Source organism: Sphingobium sp. AP50 (assembly GCF_900109095.1).
GTDB lineage: Bacteria > Pseudomonadota > Alphaproteobacteria > Sphingomonadales > Sphingomonadaceae > Sphingobium.
Map to the genome: position 1 here is coordinate 219,974 of NZ_FNYZ01000003.1, position 17,866 is coordinate 237,839.

At 61.2% G+C, this 17,866-nt stretch carries 16 protein-coding genes; 11 read left to right on the forward strand and 5 right to left on the reverse strand.

Going from position 1 to position 17,866, the window contains the following annotated elements:
• Window positions 1–26: 26 nt before the first annotated feature.
• From BMY84_RS08965 to BMY84_RS08975, 3 genes are all read left to right on the forward strand, one after another.
• Window positions 27–458, forward strand: coding sequence for a DoxX family protein (locus BMY84_RS08965; protein ID WP_177203950.1), 432 nt, complete (start codon window positions 27–29; stop codon window positions 456–458).
• A gap of 220 nt (window positions 459–678) precedes the next feature.
• The gene (locus BMY84_RS08970) at window positions 679–2,964 is read left to right on the forward strand and encodes a TonB-dependent receptor (protein WP_093083213.1); all 2,286 of its coding nucleotides are present in this window, start codon (window positions 679–681) and stop codon (window positions 2,962–2,964) included.
• Between the two features lie 270 nt (window positions 2,965–3,234).
• On the forward strand, window positions 3,235–4,626 hold the full coding sequence (locus BMY84_RS08975) for an MFS transporter (protein WP_093083214.1): 1,392 nt from the start codon (window positions 3,235–3,237) through the stop codon (window positions 4,624–4,626).
• 72 nt (window positions 4,627–4,698) lie between these two features.
• On the opposite strand, the gene BMY84_RS08980 is transcribed toward BMY84_RS08975, so the two are convergent.
• The 4 genes from BMY84_RS08980 to BMY84_RS08995 form a co-directional block, all read right to left on the reverse strand.
• Window positions 4,699–5,529: a nuclear transport factor 2 family protein gene (locus BMY84_RS08980; protein WP_093083216.1), complete on the reverse strand. Its 831-nt coding sequence runs from the start codon at window positions 5,527–5,529 to the stop codon at window positions 4,699–4,701.
• On the reverse strand, window positions 5,526–7,208 hold the full coding sequence (locus BMY84_RS08985; RefSeq protein WP_093083217.1) for a GMC oxidoreductase: 1,683 nt from the start codon (window positions 7,206–7,208) through the stop codon (window positions 5,526–5,528). The genes BMY84_RS08980 and BMY84_RS08985 overlap by 4 nt, the downstream gene beginning before the upstream one ends.
• On the reverse strand, window positions 7,205–7,855 hold the full coding sequence (locus BMY84_RS08990; RefSeq protein WP_093083219.1) for a gluconate 2-dehydrogenase subunit 3 family protein: 651 nt from the start codon (window positions 7,853–7,855) through the stop codon (window positions 7,205–7,207). Before BMY84_RS08990 ends, BMY84_RS08985 begins: the two co-directional genes overlap by 4 nt.
• Before the next feature lie 118 nt (window positions 7,856–7,973).
• Complete coding sequence (locus tag BMY84_RS08995; protein WP_093083221.1) at window positions 7,974–9,512, reverse strand: MFS transporter; 1,539 nt, start codon at window positions 9,510–9,512, stop codon at window positions 7,974–7,976.
• Window positions 9,513–9,834: 322 nt separating this feature from the next.
• Between BMY84_RS08995 and BMY84_RS09000 the strand changes: the two genes are divergently transcribed.
• The 7 genes from BMY84_RS09000 to BMY84_RS09030 all read left to right on the forward strand — a co-directional run bounded on the left by BMY84_RS09000 (window position 9,835) and on the right by BMY84_RS09030 (window position 15,864).
• Entirely contained in the window at window positions 9,835–10,785 is a 951-nt protein-coding gene (locus BMY84_RS09000; RefSeq protein ID WP_093083223.1) for a ThuA domain-containing protein, read from the forward strand.
• Window positions 10,786–11,036: 251 nt separating this feature from the next.
• The gene (locus BMY84_RS09005) at window positions 11,037–12,263 is read left to right on the forward strand and encodes an MFS transporter (RefSeq protein ID WP_093083224.1); all 1,227 of its coding nucleotides are present in this window, start codon (window positions 11,037–11,039) and stop codon (window positions 12,261–12,263) included.
• 3 nt (window positions 12,264–12,266) lie between these two features.
• On the forward strand, window positions 12,267–13,277 hold the full coding sequence (locus tag BMY84_RS09010) for a sugar phosphate isomerase/epimerase family protein (protein WP_093083226.1): 1,011 nt from the start codon (window positions 12,267–12,269) through the stop codon (window positions 13,275–13,277).
• Window positions 13,278–13,289: 12 nt separating this feature from the next.
• Window positions 13,290–13,682 carry a C-glycoside deglycosidase beta subunit domain-containing protein gene (locus BMY84_RS09015; protein WP_093083227.1) on the forward strand — a complete coding sequence of 131 codons (393 nt, stop codon included), beginning with the start codon at window positions 13,290–13,292 and terminating at the stop codon, window positions 13,680–13,682.
• Between the two features lie 95 nt (window positions 13,683–13,777).
• Window positions 13,778–14,722 (forward strand): alpha/beta hydrolase, encoded by a 945-nt coding sequence (locus BMY84_RS09020; RefSeq protein WP_256215182.1) that lies wholly within the window; start codon window positions 13,778–13,780, stop codon window positions 14,720–14,722.
• Between the two features lie 27 nt (window positions 14,723–14,749).
• Window positions 14,750–15,361: a thioredoxin family protein gene (locus tag BMY84_RS09025; protein ID WP_093083229.1), complete on the forward strand. Its 612-nt coding sequence runs from the start codon at window positions 14,750–14,752 to the stop codon at window positions 15,359–15,361.
• On the forward strand, window positions 15,352–15,864 hold the full coding sequence (locus tag BMY84_RS09030; protein WP_093083230.1) for a hypothetical protein: 513 nt from the start codon (window positions 15,352–15,354) through the stop codon (window positions 15,862–15,864). Before BMY84_RS09025 ends, BMY84_RS09030 begins: the two co-directional genes overlap by 10 nt.
• A gap of 24 nt (window positions 15,865–15,888) precedes the next feature.
• Here the strand turns inward: BMY84_RS09030 and BMY84_RS09035 are convergent, their stop codons facing one another.
• On the reverse strand, window positions 15,889–16,578 hold the full coding sequence (locus BMY84_RS09035; RefSeq protein WP_256215183.1) for a TetR/AcrR family transcriptional regulator: 690 nt from the start codon (window positions 16,576–16,578) through the stop codon (window positions 15,889–15,891).
• Between the two features lie 117 nt (window positions 16,579–16,695).
• Here BMY84_RS09035 and BMY84_RS09040 point away from each other — a divergent pair, with 117 nt between their 5' ends.
• Entirely contained in the window at window positions 16,696–17,811 is a 1,116-nt protein-coding gene (locus tag BMY84_RS09040) for an LLM class flavin-dependent oxidoreductase (protein WP_093083233.1), read from the forward strand.
• Window positions 17,812–17,866: the final 55 nt, after the last annotated feature.

The following is a 17,866-nucleotide window of genomic DNA, read 5'->3' on the forward strand; positions in this document are numbered from 1 at the left end:
CGACCGGACAGGAGAGGAGGCAGATTATGCGTTCCGATAACAGGCTTCGTCAGACCGCCACAACGATAGTTCTCATTCTTGCCTCCTGCCTGCTTGCCCTCTTCTTCACGTTTGTAGGGTATATGAAGGCTTTTGCCCCATTAGCCGAACTGGCGCAGCATCATGCCTGGACGGTCCATCTGCCGGAGCCTGCAGGGCGGGGTGTCGGTTGGAGCGAAATGGGTTGCGCATTGCTGCTTCTGATCGGCACGATCCGCCCTGTGGCGGGGCGTATCGGATCGATTGTGCTACTATTCAATCAGATGGTCGCAGCAGCGGTTCATGCGTGGACAGACGAGACCCGATCATTGCCACAAAATGCCGTGATCATCCTGATCTGCCTGTTGATCCTTCTTTTGCAATCGCGCCGCCGAATCATCGGTACTGATCGAATGGAGACCACGGGCACCGCGCATTAAGAACACCCGGCTCATCGGCTGGCTGCACGAAATGGCGATAGCTCCCCACCCGATAATACCAGAAATCCATGGACTATCCGGACGCCGCGTAGGGCCATTCAGCCATAGCAAAACTAAAATACATATTCTTTTATGGGTTGACGCATAGGATGGTCATTATTAAAACCATCATTGTAATTCGTAAAAACCCCTATGAGGGGGTATATCGAGGGGAGGAACCATGAAGAAATTCCGTCGCATATCCGCGCTGACCGCCAGCGTCGCCGCCGTGGCATTCGCCAGCCCGCTCTGGGCGCAGGACAATGGACCTGCCGACACCGACAAGGTCGGCCTTGCCGACATCGTCGTCACCGCGCAAAAGCGTGCCACCAACATTCAGGACACACCGATTGCGATGCGCGCGTTCGACAGCGATGCGGTGCTGAACGCCGGCATCAGTGATGTGAACGGCCTGTCGCGCCTTGCGCCGGACCTGAACATCACCAACGACACCCAATATACCAAGATCTCGGTCCGCGGCATTTCCAGTCAGGATCATGGCGAAACCGCCGACCCGGCACTGACCATCAATATCGACGGCGAATATATCAACCGCCCGATCGCGCTGAACGCCAGCTTCTTCGACCTGGAACGCATCGAAGTATTGCGTGGCCCGCAGGGCACGCTTTATGGCCGCAACGCTACGGCCGGTGCGCTGAACATCGTTGTCGCCAAGCCCAAGCTGGGCGAATTTTCCGGCTACGCCACCGGCAGTTATGGCAATTACAAGTCGTTGTCCGCCGAAGCCGCCGTCAACGTGCCTCTCGGGGATAAGGTCGCCATTCGCGCCAGCGGCATGCACAATGAGCATGACGGCTATTTCAACAACGGCTCGGCCGGTCGCGGCAGCGCAGGCAATACCGACGCCGCCCGCCTGTCCATCTACGCCGAACCGACCGAAGGCGTGCGCGCCTATCTGGCCGGTGAATATGTGAATGTCGACACGACCGGTGTTGCCCAATATGGCATCGTAGTAGCCAATAACGGCGTGCTGACCAACCCGGCCTATGCCGGTGGCCTGGTCGATCCCATTCCGTCGACGCCGCAGCTGGAAAATGGCGGCGTGCCGCATAATCTTCAGTTCAACCCGCCGCGCAAATCCTTCCCGCTGGGCGATCTGGGCTATACCCGGATCAAGCAATATGCGGTTCGCGGACGGTTGGACATCGACGTCGGCTCCATCGGTACGCTGAGCTATATCGGCGGTTATCGCGATGTGCAGTCCGATGTCAGCCAGCCGCTGAACGGCTATGTACCGACCGTCTTCATTCAGAATTACGAGAAGAATTCGCAGACGCAGAGCCATGAAATCCGCCTGTCGGGCGGCGAGAATGGCGGCGTGATCTATCAGGTCGGCGCCTTCTACTTTAACGAAGACCAGTATATGGCGCAGGGACTGTTCCTGCCGCTGGCTGCGGGCGGCAGCTACCTCAATTATTTCTATCGCCCCTATGTGAAGAATAAATCCTATGCTGGCTTCGCGCAGGCGACCGTTCCTCTGGCTGAAACGCTGAGCGTCACCGGTGGTATCCGCTATACCAAGGACAAGAAGAACGCCCAGTTCACGAATTTCGGCCCTCGTTTCGGCCTCGGTTCTACACCCCCGACACTCGAAACAGCGGGCAGCACGACCACTTATCCCAACATGAAGGACAGCCAGGTCACCTGGACGCTGGGAGTGGATTATAAGCCGAGCCGCGATAACCTGATCTACGGCAAGGTCGCCACCGGTTACAAAGCGGGCGGTTTCGACAATGTCAGCTCTTTCGGCGCGGAAAAGCTGACCGCCTATGAAATCGGCACGAAGAACAGCTTTGCCAACCGCACGATCCAGTTCAACGCATCTGCCTTCTATTATGACTATAAGGATCAGCAGATCCCGATCTTCCTCGACACCAATGTTGGTGCAGAAGTGGTGAATGCGGGCGCGTCACGCATCTGGGGCATCGAAACGGACACGACCATCCTGCTGTCCCGCAACGATCGTTTCACCGCGACCGTCAACTATCTGAATGCGAAGCTGACCAAATTCTCCGCGAACCTGCTGGGCCTGACGGGCACGCTGACCGACAGCGATCCCAACACGCCGGGACTTCAGCCCTTTGATCTGAGCGGCAATACGCCAGTGCAGTCGCCCAAATGGACCATTGCGCTGGGCTATGACCATGATTTCCACTTCGGCGATCAGAAGGTTACGGCCAGCCTGTTCAGCCGGTTCAAGTCGGATTATTATCTGCAACCCAGCAATGATCTGGCCACCCGGCAAAAGGCGTTCACCCAGACCGACTTCACGCTGGAATGGGTGGCCCCCAATGATCGCTTCAGCGTTCAGGGTTTCGTCCGCAATATCGAAAATTATCGGCCCTTCGCCTTTGCGGGTTATGTGAACGCCGGCGGTTCGCTGCTGATCAACTATGTCTATGGCTCTCCCCGCACCTATGGCGTTCGCGGCACCGTTCGTTTCTGACGGACAGCACGAACAAAATAGGGCATGATCTGGAGGCGGTTCCGGCTAGGCCGGCGGAACCGCCGTCCTTCTTCTTCGACCGGACCCAGTTTCTGCCGCGCAGGGACGATCAAGGAGAAGGTCATGATTCCGTCCCAGTCGATCACCAGCATCCGGGCCGCGACCAGCCTGTAACATCAAGGAATAACCATAGGGCCGGCCGCAAACCGGCCCTATTTTGCATATAGGCCCGGCGCGAACGGGCCATCATAAGATGGTGAGGACAGTGTGATGACGAGTGCGGTTGCAGGTCATGCCACAGACGAAACCCTGGTCAGGGCTGCTGCCCCTGCGGGCGGAGACAGGTTACGACCATGGGAGAAGATAAGCTATGGTCTGGGCGATTTCGCCTGTGGCCTCAGTTGGAACGCGGTGGGCGCATTCCTCCTCTATTTCTATACAAATGTTGCGTTGCTGCCCGCGGCCGCGGTAGGGACCTTGTTCCTGCTGTCGCGCCTGTTCGACGCGGGTGTCGACCTGGGCGTCGGTTTGATGGTCGACCGGACACGGTCGCGCTGGGGCCGCACCCGGCCCTATTTCCTGTTCACGGCCGTCCCCTTTTCGATCCTGCTGGTGCTGACATTCACCACCATCGATGCATCGACCGGCGCGAAACTGGCCTATGCCTACATCACCTTTTCGCTGCTGGGCATCCTCTACAGCTTTCTGGCGGTGCCCTTTTCCGCGCTGATGCCGATGATGACGACCGACCATGGCAGCCGCATGCAACTGGGCAGCGCACGGGCGATCGGCACGTCGATTTCCGTCATCCTGGCAACCGCCGCCACCATGCCACTGGTCGGCCTGCTGGGTGGAGGAAATGAGCGGACGGGCTTTGCGCTTGTGGCGGTGCTGTTCGCGGCGCTGACGCTGGCGGCGCTGCTCAACCTGTTCTTCAGTTGCCGGGAACGGCACCATGACGAAGCGCCCCGCAGCGAGGCGATCGGCCCGCAGTTGAGCGCAATGGCGCGCAACAGGGCGTGGCTGGTGACGTTCCTGTTCTGCACGCTCAATTTCCTGCGCTTCGGCTGTGTCATTTCCGTCACCGCTTTCTTCGCGATAGAGGTGATGAAGGCGCCGTGGATGATCGGCATATTACTGCCCGCCGTGTCCGGCACGCTGCTGCTCAGCGCCTTCATCGCGCCGATGATCTTCAAGCGGACGGGCATTCGCCGGGGCTGCATCGCCGCGCTGGCGGCCGCCATCCTGCTGCACCTGATCCTGCCATGGGTGGAGGCGCAGCATATGCTGTTCCTGAGCCTGTTCCTGATCGCCGCGATTTTGGTCAGCCTGACAATGACAGCCATTTTCACCATGGCGGCCGACGCGGTGGATTATCATGAATGGATTTTCGGCGTGCGCAACGAAGGGCTGCTGTCATCCGGCATCAGCCTGTCGACCAAGGTCGGCATGGCGGTCGGCACCGCCATCATCGCCTATGTGCTGGGCATCGCCGGTTATGATCCCAAGGCCGTGACCGATGGCGCACGCGCGGCGATCCGCTGGTCCTATTATGGCTGGCCAATCGCCATCATGATAATTCAGCTCATCATCATCGCCTTCTGGCCGATGGACGGCCTGCATGAACGCATCCGCAAGGAGATTGCGGCGCGGGTGGGCTGAGCGCTTCTCCGGTTGCAAAGGGGGCCGCTGCACCAACGCAGCGGCCCCCTTTTTGTTTGCGCTGAATGCTGATCAGAACATCGGGTGGGCGTTGCGCGATGTTTCGGGCACGGCTTGGAACATGTCCCAATGTTCGACGATCCGGCCATTTTCGAAGCGGAAGATTTCCATCACTGCCGCGCCACGATCCTCCGCCGACAATTTGCCGCGATAATGAACCGCCGCCAGATTGCCGTCGACCAGGATGCGCTGCACCGCGAAGGTCGCGCCGGGGGCCGAACGCAGCCCCTTGATAGCGGCGACCGCACCGTCGCGCCCCTGCCCCATGCGGCTGTTATGCTGGATCAGGTCGGGCGCAACGAACTGGCTGTATGCGCGATCGACATCGCCCTTCGTGAACAGCAGATCTATGAAGCGTTCGAACGCGCGGCGATTGCGCGCCGTGTCGCCCCGCCCCGCAGGATTTGCCGGGGCCATCGCTAGCGGGGCGCTGCCCGATGCCACGGGTTGCAGCACATCCCAATGTTCGACGACCTTGCCATCCTTCAGCCGGTAGATGTCAGCCACCGCCGCGCCGGACGTGCCGGGCGTGCCCTGACCGAACAGATGCACCAGTGCCAGGTCGCCGTCGATCAGCAGATGCTTCACGTCGAAATGCGCGCCGGGTTGGGCGAACTTTGGTCCCAGCACCTCGACGGCGACCGTCGCCCCGTCGGGAAGGCCGGGATTATGTTGGATGTAATCCGGCGCGACATGGGCCGCAAATGCGGCCGCTACATCGCGTTGCGCGTAGAAACGGTCGACAAAATCGGCAACGATGGCGCGATTGTCGACCGCCTTTGCCAGTGCGGCGGGCGCAATGGCGATGAGCGCGACGCTGAGCGCTGTGATGACAGGCCTCACAGCACGCCTTCCTTCATCAGCGAGACCGCATGGTCACAGGCGCGCGCCGTTAGTGCCATATAGGTGAGAGACGGGTTCTGGCAGGCGGACGAGCTCATCTGCGCACCGTCGGTGACGAACAGGTTGGATATGTCATGCGATTGGCTCCAGCGGTTGAGCACGGATGTTTTGGGATCATGTCCCATGCGCGCGCCGCCCATTTCGTGGATGGCGGTGCCGCCCGGATTGGGCTGGTCAAAGCCCATGATGACATGGCCGCCAGCGGCCTCCATCATCGCGGCGGCTTCCTTCTTCGCGTCGGCCAGCGCGCGCCGTTCATTGTCGCCATGTTCGAAATGGATGTTCAGCATCGGCAACCCTTGCGGGTCCAACTTTGACGGGTCCAGCGTCAGGCGGTTAGTCGCGCGCGGCAGGCTTTCGGCAAAGCCGACGAACACCATGCGCCATGCGCCAGTCTTGCGGGTTTCCGCCTTGTAATCCGCGCCGATGCCCGCCGACCGCTTGGCCGCTGTCCAGCCGCTCTGTAACGCGCCGCCCTGAAAGCTGTAGCCGCGGGTGAAGTCGCCATCCTTTCTATCGAGATTACGGAAGCGCGGGATGATCACGCCGGTCGGCCGGTTGCCGAAGGTCGTGCGATCTTCAAAGCCCGGCATCATCGCCATGGTCGACAGAGTCGAGGCATGGTCCATGACGTGGGTGCCGAGTACCCCGCTACTGTTGGCAAGGCCGTTGGGGAAGGCTTCGGAACGGGAGCGCAGCAGGATGTGCACACTGTTGAAGGCACTGGCGTTCAGGAACACCATGCGCGCGCTGTGGCTGCTGCGCTGGCCGGTCTTCACATTGAGGACGCGGACGCCCGTCGCCTTCTTCGTGGCGGGATCATAATCGACCGCTTCCACCAGCGAGTCCGTCACCACCGTCAGCCGCCCTGTCGCCTGCGCGGCAGGCAGCGTCGAGCTTTGCGTGCTGAAATAGGCCCCGTAGGAACAGCCGCGCGCGCAGATGGAGCGATACTGGCACGGCGCGCGTCCTTCCTTCGGCGCGGTCAGGTTCGCGGTGCGGCCGACGGTCAGACGACGGTCGGGCCATTTCTGCGAAATGGCTTCGCGCACATGCTGTTCCACTACGTTGAGCGCCATGGGCGGCAGGAATTTTCCGTCGGGCAGCGAAGGCAGACCTTCGGCCGCGCCGGACACGCCGATGAAGTCCTCGACATAGTCATACCATGGCGCGATGTCGGCGTAGCGGATCGGCCAGTCGGTGCCGTATCCGTCCACCTTGTTCGCGCCGAAATCATAGTCCGACCAGCGATAGCTTTGCCGTCCCCAGGTCAGCGACCGGCCGCCAAGCTGATAGCTGCGCCACCAGCTGAACTGCGTACCATCGGCAACGGCATAGGGATTATCCTTGTCGTTGACGAAATGGTTCTGGGTAAATTCGGTGAAGTGGCGGTTGAGCCGCTGCACCGGATATTCCGCAGCATAGAGTTCCGCGTCGCCCTCGCCCCGAAACGGCATGTCCCAGGGTGCCTTGGTTTCGGTCACATAGTCCGTGCCATGCTCGATCATGCGTCCCCGCTCGATCATCAGCACCTTCAGGCCCTTTTGCGTAAGTTCCTTTGCAGCCCACCCGCCGGTGATGCCGGAACCCACCACGATCGCGTCAAAATCCATGTTCATCCGAAATCCACCGCTGTCCAGTCGCTCGACCAGGAGCGGTTATTGGGGGCCAAGGGAAGGTTCGGGTCCCAACGACCCGGCACCAGTTCATATTGCAGTTCCTGACTGCCGCCGATTTCCGAAGTGTAATAGCCGGTCAGGATCAGCCCCTTCAGCTTCTTCCACGGATGATCCCTGCGGTCGCCAGTGAAGGCATCCGCATCATAGGCGGCCAGCACGTCATGCTGGCGGGCGGGCGACAGGTTCAGGAACAGCGAAGTGGTCAGTTGATTGAGCTCCCGCTCCACGCCGTCCAGCACGGAAAGGCCGCCGCGCTCTTCGCCCATATGGACACGGCCCGGCGTTTCGGGCGCGGTGTCCTCCAGCCCGTGACGCAGCGCCAGTTCGACAAAGGCAGGCACGCCAGCCGCAACGGCTCCGGGCGTATCGGTCGCGGGAATCACCAGGTCGGACAAACGGGCCAGCAGGAGCTTCTCAGACGCGCTGGCGCCGCCATCCTGCCCTTCCCGCACCTTGTTCCATGCATGCACTGGCAATCCCACCAGCGCGCCCAGAACGGCTGCACCACCTAATATCTGGCGACGATCGACCGTGGTCGGCGACCACCCGTCCGATGGCGCTGAAAGGCTGTTTTCGCCTTGTCCCATATCCTCTCCTCACGCGCCGACATGGGCGCACATGTGAACTATAATTCCATTTCTTACAGAGTTGGAAAGACGGCGGCAAGTCTTGGCATTGGAGTCTGTAGGGAAATACGAAAAATTGCTATTTCCCAGTATCTCTACCACCTTCTTTATTGCCACCCCCGCGAATTTGAAGCTGGCGCGGGATGGCGAGCGCGAGCAGGCCCACCGCGAGCAGGCTGGCCGCGACGACGATGGCCGACAGGGTGAAGGCATGGATCGCGTCTTCCCCGGCCGTTCCAGCCAGCGGATCGATCAGGAAGAACAAGGTGCCGATCGCCGCCGCGCCGATGGCGGAACCCAATTGTTGCGTCGCCTTGAGCGTGCCCGATGCTGAACCGGCATGGCCGACATCGACTTCGGACAGGGTGCAGGGCGGCAAAGGCCCGCCGACCAGCCCCATGCCCAGCCCCATGGCGAGCAGTGGAAAGGCGATCAGCCATGGCGCGGCAGTCATCAGCGGAGGGGCATTGAAAATCGCGATCAGCACGCCCAGCCCCACCACCATCAGCGCAGCGCCCCATGTGATGATGATCGGGCCGAAGCGCGGCAGCGCCTTGCGCGACAACAAGCCGATAGCGAAGGATGCACCAAAGGCATAGGGCACATGGGCGATGCCCACCTGCGCAGCCGTAAAATGCAGACCGCGCTGCATGGCGAGGGTCAGGATGAACAGCAGCCCGCCGGTCGCCGTCTGGAACATCAGGGTGGTGAACAGACCGAAGGTGAAGCCGCGCGCATGGAACAGGTCCGGCACGATCAGCGCCGAACCGTCCCGCGCCATGCGCGCCCGGCTGTGGCGGATCAGCATCAGCGCGATGGGCAGGCTGCACGCCATCAGCGCGAAGCCCCAGAGCGGCCAGCCATAATCGCGCCCCTGAATGAGCGGAAAGATGAGCGCGAACAGCAGCAGCATGACCAGCGTCGTGCCCCCCATGTCGAGGCGCGGACTGTGGGCGGATTTGCCCGCAGGCAGGATGCGCATCGCCATGATCAGTGCGATGATCCCGATAGGCAGGTTGATCAGGAAAATCGGCCGCCAGCCCAGCCCGAACAGATTGGCGCTGAGAATGAGGCCGCCGATCACCGGCCCCAATACCGCCGCCAGCCCGCCCAATATGCCGAACAGGCCCAGCGCCGCCATCCGTTCATGCGGCGGGTACATGATCTGCGTCAGCGACATGACCTGCGGCAGCATGATCGCCGCCGTTGCCCCCTGCAACAATCGCGCGGCGACCAGTTGGCCAGGATCCTGCGCAAGACCGCAGAGCAGCGACGTCAGGGTGAAACCCGCGACGCCGATCAGGAAAGCGCGGCGATAGCCGAATATGTCGCCCAGCCGCCCGCCGGTGATCAGCAACAGCGAAAAGATGGTCGAATAACCCGCGACCATCCATTGCACTTCGGCGTCGCTGGCGCCCAGTTGTGCCTGCAATGTCGGCACCGCGACATTGATGATCGTCATGTCGACAAGGTCGAGCACCATGGCGGTGGCGACGATGGCCAGCGCGATGCTGCGTTGCCGATGGGTGAGCCGCGACGCGGACGCAAGCGCACTGTCCGCGCCTGCCACAGCCTGCCCCAAGGCCCGACCTACACCCTGCCCTGCGGTGCCGTTCATACCCCTCCCCTGCGGACCCGCTGGCCTTGCCGCGAGTCAATTATGAACTAATATTCTAGTAATAGAATATCGCAATCTGCGTGCCCGTCAAGTTTGCCGATCTGGTCTAGCAAAAGCCTATCGACAAGCAGAATTTTTGTTCTAATAAATGTCGCGCGGCGCTTTGTCTGCCGCGCGAATCGGTAAGACTGCACCAATTTTTGTCCCGCAGCATCAACCCTGTACGGGGTGATTGACGCTGCCGGACAACGCGCCCGGCCGCACCTGACAGCTCGCCTCGACTGCCTGCATCATAATCACAATCACAAGAGAGGAGAATGCAATGAAGCTCGCCACCCTTGCGGCTATGACAGCCACCGCCATGCTGGCCCTGCCCGTCAGCGCGCAGGTTATCGTGAACATCAAATATCGTCCGCCCGAAACCGTGCAGCGCGTCGCCATTCCGGTCGATCCGGCGGAAAAGCGGGTGAAGGTGCTGATCATCAGCGGCCAGAACAGCTATGAACATGACTGGACCGGCGTGAACAACATGCTGCGCACGCTGATGCAGGACACGGGCCGTTTCGATGTGCGTATCACCGAAGATTTCGACCATGGTGATCTGGCCACGCTGAAAAATTACGACGTCGTGCTGCTCAACTATTCCAGCCGCTGGAACTATGCCGACAAGGATGAGCATCGCTGGTCGAAACCGGCCGAACAGGCGCTGCTGGACTATGTGAAGCAGGGCGGCGGTCTGGTCGCCTTTCATTCGTCCTTCACCTGGGGACAGAATTGGCCGGAATATCAGACGCTGATCGGCGCGGTCATGGAACCGGGGGCCAGCCGGCGGTCGCCGCCGGGCGCTTTCCCCGTTCACATCGTCGACCGCGATCATCCGATCACGGCGGGGATGCGCGAATATGTCTGGACCTTCAACGACGACATGTACACGAACATGCGGATGGACTCGAATGCGAAGATCCATGTGCTGGCGACGGCGCATGATTCTTCGGCCAGTTACGATCCCAAGCTGGCGGGCCACAAATATCCCGCATCCGCCTATACCCCGGAAAAGCTGAAGGCGATGAAGGGCATGGACGCGGACCATCCGCAAGTGTGGACGGCCGATTATGGCAAAGGCCGCGTCTTTTCCATGACGCCGGGCCATGACGAAGTGTCATTGCATTTCGCGGGCCTGCAATCGCTGATCCTGCGCGGCACGGAATGGGCGGCGACAGGCAAGGTGACATTGCCCGTGCCCGAAGAAGCGAAGGATTATCCGATTAAGTAAGCATATGGTTCGGGGGGGGGTGGCGTAGCTGCGCCGAAGCGGGCCTCCCCTATTCCTCCCCAAGCTTGTCTTGGGGAGGAATTAGTCCGCCCTTCCACAGCCCACGGTCTTCCAGACCCTCTAGGGGAGTTACCGTATTGCGGACCGTCGATCGGTGGATTGACAGGCCGCAATCAAACCAATAGACGAATATCAGTTCTAATTAGAGACGGCCAATTTTGAGTCGTCCGGGATAGAGGAGCTGAGGCGCAGTGCGTTCCCTGATCGATTTCTTCCGACGCCTGTCGCTGATCCCGCAGGGGATCACCATCGTCGTAGCCGGTTTCCTGCCGATCTTCGCGATCGTTTCCATGTTTCCCGCCATCCCAGCGATCATCGATCATTTCGCGGGCGATCCCGATGCGCGCTGGAAAGTGCCGATGATGGTGTCGGCCCCCGGCCTGACCATCGCGCTGCTCGCGCCGTTTGCGGGCTTCTTCATCGACCGGTTCGGCCGCCGGCCGCTGCTGATCGGCGCGACGCTGCTCTACGGCATTGTCGGCACCGCGCCTTTCTTTATCGATAGCCTGAACGCGCTGATCGCTTGTCGCCTGTTGTTGGGCGTGGCGGAAGCCGCGATCCTGACCATCGTGAACACGCTGATCGCCGATTATTGGGACGATCGCGGGCGCAAGGACTGGCTGTTCCTTCAGGGCATTTGCGGGCCGTTCTTTGCGTCGGGCGTGATCCTGATGTCGGGCGCGGCGTCGGCCGTGCGCTGGAACGGGATCTTCCTGGTCTATGCCGTCGCCTTCCCGATCTTCATCGCGATGATTTTCTGGCTGTTCGAACCGCGCCGCGCCGATGGCGCGACCGTCGCCGACATCGCCCGCAAAGGCCAGACCCAGCGCACCCCCTTCCCCACGGCATCGGTCGCGGTGATCGGTGGCGTGACGCTGATCGCATCGGCGCTCTATTATGTCTTCATCATCAGCGGTTCGCTCGCCTGGCGCGAAGTCGGCGTGATGGACCCGGCCCGCATCGGCCAACTGACCGCCATCCCCAGCCTGTTCGTGATGCTGGGCGCGCTCATCTTCCGCCTGATGGGCAACAAGCCGCAGGCCATTCAACTCGCCACCTTCTTCGGCATGCTGGGCGTCGGCCTGGCGGGCATTGGCCTCGCCCCGGACTGGCGCTGGCTGGTCGCGGCGCTCATCGTGCAGCAGACGGGGGCCGGCATGGCGGTGCCGACCATCATTTCCTGGGCGCAGAGCAAATTGCCCTTCGAACATCGCGGCCGCGGCATGGGCGTGTGGACCGCCTGTTTCTTCTTCGGCCAGTTTTCCAGCCCCTGGCTGGTGCACAAGGCCGAAACCATCGTCGGAACCATGCAGGGCGCATTCCTTGCAGCGGGCCTGACGGGCATCGTCGCCGCCATCATCATCGGTTTCGTGCGCTCGCCGCGCACACCTTCCCCTTCCATCGCTCCAGCGGAGTAAATCATGACCAGCGATATCAAACGGGGCGTCAGCCTCTACAGTTTCCAGCACGAAACCTTTCAGGGCAAGATGAGCCTGGAGGATTGCTTCAAGGCCTGCGCCGACATGGGCGCACTGGGCATCGAAATCATTGGTGAGCAGACCTTCTGGGGCTGGCCCGAAGCGAGCGTCGACGAAGCGAAGATCGATGAATGGCACAGCCTGATCGCGAAATATGACGCGGTTGCCGTCAGTCATGACTTCATGCTGGATTACAAGCGCTACAAGGGCCGCATGATGCCCTTCGAAGAGCAGGTTGCCAGCGTGAAGAAGGACATCGACTTCGGCGCGCGTCTGGGCATGAAATATATCCGCGCCCTCGTGTCGATCGCGCCCGAAGTACTGGTCGCCGCCGCACCCTATGCCGAGGAAAAGAACATCAAGATCCTGATCGAAGTGCACGCGCCGCTGCATTTTGACCATCCCTGGATCATCCGCCATGCCGAAGCCTTCGAAAAATCGGGTTCGGATGCGCTGGGCTTCCTGCCCGATATGGGCATGTTCCTGTTCAAATTCCCGCCGGTGTGGAAGGAACGCTTCATCCGCAACGGCGTGCCGCAGAAGATCGCCGACTATATCGAAACGGCCTATGAAGACCGTGTCCTGTCCGAATATGTCATCCTGAACGTGCGCGAGATGGGCGGCGAAGGCCCGGCGCTGGGCATGGCCGAAACGCTGCGCCACAATGCCGCGTTCGAACCGAAGCGGATGCTGGATTTCATGCATCGCATCCACAATGTGCATGGCAAATTCTACCAGATGGACGAAAATCTGGTCGAACCCTCCATCCCCTATGACGAAATCGTCAAGGTGCTGAAGCAGGGCGGTTACAAGGGCTATATCTGTTCCGAATATGAAGGGAACCGCTGGATCGAGGACGCCCAGGAGGTCGATTCCGTCGAACAGGTCCGTCGCCAGCAGCTAATGCTGAAATCGCTGATCGGCGAACCCACCCCCTCTGCCCTCGCTGCTTAAGGAGCCACACCCATGTTCGACAAGATGATGCTGTGCGACGAAGGCTTTGAAAATGTCGTCGAAGGTGGCGAAGCCATCGGTTTCTCGCTGCTCGCCCGCCTGCCCTATTATCGCGGGCTTGGTCTGTCGATGATCGAGGACATCGGCCTGACCATCGACGGAGAGCCAGTGGCGCGCGAGGATGTGCGCTTTAGCGTGCGCGGCCGTGCCTGGACGCTGGACGAGATGGAAAGCGTCTATGACGATCGCTGGAACTTCGGCGAGAAGGCGAAGGTCACGGTCCTGCGTGCAGGCGGCCTGACGCCGGGTGCGCACAAGGTGGACATCGCCGTGCGGATGCGCGTGTCCTACCTGCCCTTCGTTCCCACGACGAAGACCGGCCGCGAACTGCAACTCGCCGCCTGATGTTTAGCGGCATGGCGGCGTAGTGCGTCGCCATGCCGTCAACCCGCAGAAGACAAAAAGCGCGGGCGATTGCACAATGATGGGGAGAGAATGAGATGATCCGACGCATGCGTTGGCGCATGGCGTGCGCGCTGCTGGCCATGACCATGGCTCCGCCCTTTACGATACAAGCAATGGCCGCCGGGCCGGACAATCCGCCCAGCTTTCAGTTCGCCCCGGCATCCCCCCCTTCGCAATCCGCAGCCATCCCACTGAACACAGGGCCGCAGGCGCCCGACGTTCCGGCGGAAAACTGGTTTCGCATGAACGGCGACCTGAATGTCCGCAACGTGTCCGCCGTCACGCTGACCCCTATCCTGCCCGATCCTGCCAAGGCGACAGGCACGGCCGTCATCGTCGCGCCGGGCGGCGGGTTTCTGGGCCTGGCGATCGAGACGGAGGGCTATGCCGTCGCCCGGTGGCTGGCCGACCATGGCGTCGCCGCGTTCGTCCTGAAATATCGACTGGTCCCGACGCCGGGTGATTTCGGCGTGTTCACGCGCGAAATGACGGCGGGGCGTACAGGCAAGCCATCGTCCATCCGGCCGCCGCAGGACACACCCGATTTTGCGCGCGACGACGGCCTTGCCGCGCTGGCGCTGGTGCGCGCGCGGGCGAAACAGTGGAAGGTCGATCCCGCCCGCGTCGGCATGATGGGATTTTCGGCTGGCGCCTTCACGACTATCAGCGTGACGCTGTCTGCGAAACCGGGGGAACGCCCGGCCTTCATCGCGCCCATTTATGGCAGGCTGACCTCTCGCGACGTACCACCCGACGCGCCGCCGATGTTCGCGGTGCTGGCCGCTGACGACCATTTCTTCGCCAGTCAGGGGTTCGGCCTGATCGACGCATGGTCGCAGGCGAAGCGACCGGTGGAGTTCCATCTCTATCAGGATGGCGGCCATGGCTTTGGCCTGGGGAAAGCCGGAACCACCAGCAATGGCTGGATTAACGGTTTCATGAGCTGGCTGGAGGTGAATGGCCTCCTGCAAAAGCGCTGAGCATTTTTCCGACAGAAAGGGATCATCATGTTGCGCATGTCCCGGATGGAAGGATTGGGCGTGCCTGCCCAGCCCTTCGCCCTGCCCGACATACAGGGCAAGATCGTATCGCTGGACGATTTCGCGGAGTCGCCCGCACTGCTGGTCGCGTTCATCTGCAACCATTGTCCGTTCGTGCTGCACATCATCGATGATTTGGCAGCGTTGGCGAAGCATTATGCGCCAAAGGGGCTGGCAACAGTGGCTATTTCCTCCAACGATCCCGCCGACTATCCCGACGATGACGCGGCCCATATGGCGGCCTTTGTGCAGGATTATGGCCTGACCTTTCCCTATCTGCACGATGCAACGCAGGAGGTCGCGCTGGCCTATGGCGCGATCTGCACGCCAGATTTCTTCCTGTTCGGGCCGGACCGGACGCTGTTCTACGCGGGCCAGTTCGATTCCAGCCGTCCGAAGATCAACCGGCCGCCGGTTCCCGGACTGCCGCCGCTGCGCACCGACCTGCCGGTGACGGGGGAAGATATGCGGGCGGCGGTCGATGCATTGCTGAACGGAGAGGCGCCGCCCTCCCCACAGCGAGCGAGCGCGGGATGCAGCATCAAGTGGCGTGAGGACCGGCAACCATCATGGGCGTGACGCGCGAAATATGGGTCGCCCCGGCGGCGGTGCAGTTGCAGGAACATGGCCCGGACTGGCTGGATGTGGTGGACGACAAGCAGTGGTCGGACGAAAACGGATTCCATCGCGGTTTCTGTTCCAGTTTTCGCATCCGCCCCGACCGGCAAATCTGGTTCCATTTCCCGTTTCAGGTTCCTGCCGGCGGGTCCATCGATCAGGTTTCGTTGCTGTGGGAGACGGAGGAAGGCGCGCAGGTCAGTTGGGCCTGCGTCCATCATGGCGGGATGGAACGCCGGCATCTCTACGAACCCAACGCGCCGCTGAACGGCGTGCCCGAACCGTTCGATCCGCCGGAAATGTGGCGGAAATTCTACCCCGCCGCAAAGCGGATGCGCGCCGACATGGCCGTGGAACCGGCGATCAGCACGCGGTTCGGATTTCAGCTTTGCATATTGGTGGATGGCCCCGGCGTGATCCGACTCTACGGCGCCGGACTGCGCTATACAGACTTGATCGGCTGACGCACGGCGCGCTGGCCGATCCGGTCAGCGCGTCAGCGGACCTGCGCGCAGGAAGGCTGCGCACATGATCGCCAGATCCTCCTTCAGTTCGTCCCAATTGCCCTGATGCGCGGCTTCGGGCGAAGATCCCAGCCCCAGATAGCGCGCCAGCGTGTAATAGATCATTCGATTGGCATTGCCGACCAGACGCGCATGATCGGGGCGGCCGAACTGGTCGGCATAGCGCAACATCTGCCTTTCCGCTTCCTGCGTCAGCTTTTCCGCATAGCTGCGGCCCAGTGCCGAAATCGATTCGTCGGTGATCGCCCGGAACATGATAGGGCGCAGCACCGCGCTGTAGCGCTTGAGCAATTCGGCATAGGAATCGACGAACAGTCGCGCAAAATCGTCCAGCTTCTGCGCCTTGTCAGCAATGTCCTGCATCATCAAAATCTGTTCGTCGTCCAGTTGCGCCAGCACACGGCCATGGACGGCGCGGATCAGGTCATCCTTGCTGTCGAAGCGCAGATAGATGGAGCCGATTGAGACCTTCCCCGCCTTCGCCACTTCGGTCAGCGTGAAATCGTCATTGCCCCGCTTCACCATCAGCTTTTCAGCGGCGGTCAGCATGCGTTCGTAAGAGGCGCGCGAACGGCCCTGCTGCGGTACACGGCTGGCCTCCGCAGGACCAGAAATAGAATCATTCTTCGACTTCGCGGTTGACACTGACGGCATAATGACCCTATCGGTAATGAGAACACTGGTTCTAATTGATTTCTATTCTGACGGCTTTGGCCGCCAATGTAAACAAGTCGTCATATCAGCGCCCACGGGGCAGCGGTGGAGGGGATAATGCGCTTTTCTGTTTTTCTGAACGCCCGGTCGATGGCCGCGGAAGAAGACCGTCAACTGATCCATGATCTGACCGATCACGCCACGCAGGCATCGGACCTGGGTTTCGACGCGATCTTCCTGCCTGATCATCATTTCAATGGTTATATGCCGGTCGCGTCGGACAGCTTCATGTTCGCATCCTATCTGGCCGCGAAACTGCCGCGCATGCACTTCGGCTTTTCGGTCGTGTCCGTGCCGCTGCACCACCCGGTGCGTTTCGTCGAGCGGATCAACATTCTGGACCAGCTGACCGACGGCAAGCTGCTGGTCGGTGTCGGCAGCGGTACCACGCCCGAAGAAATGATCGGCTTTGGCGTCAACTACAAGGAAGCCGGGCAGGTTTCCGAAAACAACCTGGCCGTCGCCGAACAGCTTTGGGCCAAGCGGATGGAAGACCCGGCGATCGACATCGACAACGGCCCGCACAAGGGCCGCGTGTTGCAGCGTATCGCACCTGCGCAATATAGCCCGCGCCACGCACGATTGATGCCCGTCGCCATGAAGGAAAGCAGCACCCGCCGCGCCGCCGAAAATGGCTGGCCCGCCTTCATCCCCGCCTTCACCCCGCCGCAGATCGGCGGCACCGAACCAATGAAACATGTGTCCAAATATTTCGGCATCTATCGCCAGATGCTGGATGAAGCGGGCCATTCGCCCGAAGTGATCGCGCAGGCGCTCGACTGGACGACGCACACCTATCAGGTCGTGCATGTCGCCGAAACGGATGAGCAGGCGCGCGAGGAACTGGAAGTGATCCTGCGCTCCTATCAGGATGCGATCGAACGCGAAGCGGCGTTCAACGCCCGCGCCGAAGCGGATTCCGCCAACAAGAAGACGGACCGCACGCCCAATGCCCTGACCGAAGACTGGATCGGGACATGGTGCCTCTATGGTTCGCCCGAAACGGTGATCGAGCATCTCAAGCCCTATGAAGAACTGGGCATTGGCAACATCCTGTGCGGCACCACCACCGGCCCGCTGACGCAGGAACGTTTGCGGCTGGGTAACCAGACGCTGCGTCTGATGTCAGAAAAGGTGATGCCGGCGTTCAAGGTTGCCGAACCGGCGGAATAAACAGTGTTACGTGCGAGCGCGGCCCACAAGAAGGCCGCGCCGCCCATTTGAGGAG